Source organism: Novipirellula sp., from assembly GCF_041583735.1.
Taxonomy (GTDB): domain Bacteria; phylum Planctomycetota; class Planctomycetia; order Pirellulales; family Pirellulaceae; genus Novipirellula.
This window is the reverse complement of record NZ_JBFHFD010000765.1, coordinates 1-3,801: the sequence shown is the minus strand read 5'-3', so window position 1 is coordinate 3,801 and position 3,801 is coordinate 1. Positions and strand designations below refer to the sequence as shown.

Annotated in this window: 3 protein-coding genes; all 3 read left to right on the top strand. The window is 57.3% G+C overall.

Features of this window, described 5'->3' with window-relative positions:
• A partial coding sequence (locus tag ABX962_RS32375) for a molybdopterin-dependent oxidoreductase (protein ID WP_372725825.1) occupies positions 1 to 2,353 on the top strand: 2,353 nt, incomplete at its 5' end.
• Entirely contained in the window at positions 2,350 to 3,177 is an 828-nt protein-coding gene (locus ABX962_RS32370; protein ID WP_372725824.1) for a diheme cytochrome c precursor, read from the top strand. The genes ABX962_RS32375 and ABX962_RS32370, both read left to right, overlap by 4 nt.
• A gap of 5 nt (positions 3,178 to 3,182) precedes the next feature.
• Positions 3,183 to 3,801 (top strand): 4Fe-4S binding protein (locus ABX962_RS32365; protein ID WP_372725823.1); only part of this gene is annotated, 619 nt, incomplete at its 3' end.

Genomic DNA, 3,801 nt, shown 5'->3' with positions numbered 1-3,801 from the left:
GGGCAGTGCGTTTGCGTTGCCGGTCGTCGATCCGACGGAAACGGATGCGTCATCGTCAATCCATTGGAACAAGGCTCCCTGCCGTTTCTGTGGCACCGGTTGCCATGTCCAAGTCGGTGTCGAAGAGGGCCGCGTGGTCGCGGTGGCTGGCGACAAGCATGCCGATGTGAACAAGGGACTGCTTTGCGTTAAAGGCTATCATGTCGGCGGCATCCTGTACGGCAAAGACCGTTTGACCAAGCCACTCCTACGTGATGGCGAATCGTACAAACAGATCGAATGGGACGAAGCGATCGATATCGTTGCCAAACGGATCATGAAATCGCCCAACACGTTTGCGTTTTACGGGTCGGGCCAATGGACGATCCCGGAAGGCTACGCCGCACAAAAATTCATGAAGGGCGGATTGTCCAATAATCACATCGATCCCAACGCTCGGCTCTGCATGGCGTCGGCGGTCACCGGATTCTTAGCCACCTATGGCGTCGATGAACCGGCCGGATGTTATGCCGACTTGGACGAATGTGATGTCTTGATCACCTGGGGCAACAACCCTGCCGAAATGCATCCGGTGCTCTTTTCGCGAGTCATCGACCGGCGTTCCAAGGGCGAAAACGTACGGTTGATTGACATCGGCACCCGCCGCACTCGAACCACCGACGCCGCGAACGACTTTCTGATAATGAAGCCGCATGGCGATGTCGCGATTGCCCTGGGGATCATGCATCTGTTGATCAAAAACGGAACCTATGACAAAAAGTTCGTCGAGAACTTTGTCAACTTCCGTGCACCGGAACCGGAAAACCCAACGCTGCAAGGCGAAGCGATCTCGTTTGACGAATACAAGAAACGAATCGCAAAGTATACGCCCGAGCATGTCGCGGAGCTGTCGGGATTGTCGGTCGAGCAAATTCGCATGCTGGGCGATCTGTTCGGAAACCCAAAACTGAGAATCACCAGTTTGTGGTGCATGGGGATGAACCAGCACACGATGGGCACGGCGATCAACAGCTTGGTGCACGGCGTCCATTTCTTGAGCGGACATTTTGGCAAACCCGGCGATTCGCCCACCAGTTTAACCGGGCAACCGTCGGCCTGCGGCACCGTTCGCGAAGTCGGCACACTGGCACATGCATTGCCCGGCGGACGTGTCGTTGCCAATGATGAACATCGCGCTCAGTCCGAAGAGATCTGGAACATGCCGGCTGGCCGCATCAATGCAGCCCCCGGTTACCACACCGTGAAAATGTTCGAGCAATTCACCAAGGCTACCGACGAAGGAGGCGATATCGATACGCTGTTCGTCCAGGTCACCAATCCCGGCCAAACACTGCCTAACTTGAACCTGCTGTTCAATGACAAAGAAAATCTGAAGGACAAATTCCTGATTGTTTCGGACGTCTACCCGACAGCCACCACACGACTCGCCGACTTGATTTTGCCTGCCGCGATGTGGGTGGAAAAGAACGGCATGGTCGGCAACTCGGAACGACGAACGCAGCAGTGGTTCAAAATGGTCGATCCGCCAGGCGAAGCACGCGACGATTGTTGGCAAACGATCGCGATCGCCCACCGCTTGTTCGAACTCGGTCACGAAGGGATGAAGGATAAAGACGGCAAATTCATCTTTGCGGTCTATGACGACGACGGCGAAGAGGTTCCGGTGTGGCAGTGGGAACACTACTACGACGTCAATGTCGACAAGGCGTTGTTCGAAGAGTACCGCAAGTTCACGGTGATGAAACACAAGAACTTGGCGCCGTACGAAGAGTACGTGAAAGCACGCGGGTTGCGTTGGCCGGTGGTCGAACAAGCCGACGGATCGTGGCGTGAAACCATGTTTCGCTTCGCCGGGTTTGATGATCCGTTTGTCGCCGAAGGCAAAGAGATCGACTTTTACCATTCGGTCACCCACGACGGTCGCGGCCAAGTTTGGTTCCATGATTACCAACCACCGCCGGAGCTGCCCGACGACGAGTACCCGTTGTGGTTGTGCACCGGCCGTGTGCTGGAACATTGGCACTCAGGAACAATGACGCGGCGTGTATCGCAATTGAACCGGGCGATGCCCACCGCCTATATCGAGGTTCATCCCGACGATGCAGCGGCACTGAATATTCGCCAAGGCGAAGTGGTCACGGTTGAATCTCGCCGCGGCAGCTGTGATTTGCCTGTCTGGATCAACGGTCGCGGACAACCACCCAAGGGATCGATTTTTGTTCCGTTCTTTGACGAGACCAAATTGATCAACAATGTAACGCTCGAAGCTCACGATCCGTTTTCGAAGCAGCCCGACTACAAGAAATGTGCCGTGCGAATTCGCAAACAAAGCGCCGAGGTCGCCCAGCGATGAATAGCGAAACCAACTCGAAAAACGTAGCGACTCGTGGCTCGATCGCCTTTCTGGTCGCTGTCATCGGCGTTGCCGTGGTCGGCTATTTCGTCGGCATCAACGACGGGGTCCCGCAAGAAGATTTCGAGCAGCAAGCCCCGTGGCTGTCATCGCAAGTTGAGGGATCCGAGCGACCTGCGGAACCTCCGTCCACGTCCACGATTGCCGCCGTCACCTACGCGGAAATGCGGCGTAGCGAGACGGGACCGACCAGCCAGTGGAAGCCGAAACTCGACCAGATCCCGCAACCTCAATACGATTTGTTCGCCGAGATCAAACCGAGCGAAGAAGCCAAGTTACAGTCGACGCTGACGCGGGCATCTCGCCGGGCGTTTAACGGAGCTCCGCCGATCATCCCGCACGTGGTCGAAGGCACAAACGACGCGGCATGTTATGCGTGTCACGGCGAAGGCAAACGCATCGAGAACCGTGTCGCGAACCGAATGTCGCATGGATTTTTGGCGAATTGCGTCCAGTGCCACGCTCCGCCACCACCGAAACCGTTCACCGATTTCGATACCGAGGTGCAAACCACGTTTGTCGGCCTGCCTGCACCGCTCAAGGGCGAGCGTGCCTTTCCCGGCGCACCGCCTACGATTCCGCATTCAACGTGGATGCGAGACCAGTGTTTGGCGTGTCACGGCGGGAACGCTGGCTGGGCAGGACTCGAATCGACGCACCCTTGGCGTACCAATTGTTTACAATGCCATGCTCCGTCGGCGACGCTTGACCAATCGATCGTGCCCGAGCAAATCGGCTTCTTGCCGGAACCCAACATAAAGTAAACGTGATGTCAGACCAGCAACCGCGCCGCGAAGGTCTTTCACGCCGTGACCTGCTACACGGTCGGTTGTTTGGTCATCGTGATCCCGAGCAAACTGCGGAACCACCGGCGACGACTCCGCCGCCCGAGCGGTGTCATCCGCCGCTGGTGATGCGATACCCACGAACGACTCGCGAAGTCGGTGCCGCGGATGCGGAACCGGAAAAGTCGGCTCAGCCCGACGCGGCGCGTCGCCGCACCATCCCAATCTTGCGGCCGCCCGGAGCGATCGACGAAGCGAGTTTTCTAAACGATTGCACGCGATGCAATCGCTGTATCGAAGTTTGTCCTCACGACGCAATCATCCATGCACCGCCGAGAATGCGCGAAGCAGTTGGCACTCCGATGATCGATCCCGACCATCAACCCTGCATGATGTGCGACGATTTCCCTTGCATTACCGCCTGCGAACCGCACGTGTTGACCACACACGTGCGTCCGATGATGGGAACCGCGATCGTCACCGAACATTTGTGCTTGGCGCACCACGGAACGACTTGCACCGTCTGCAGCGAGCGGTGCCCCGTCGAGGGCGCCATCCAAGTCAGCGAGGGAAAACCCAAGGTCAAGGAATCTGCGTGCACGG

What these genes read in the sequence shown, in the direction of transcription:
- ABX962_RS32370 (WP_372725824.1), top strand. Translation starts at nt 2,350, where the DNA reads ATGAATAGCGAAACCAACTCGAAAAACGTAGCGACTCGTGGCTCGATC.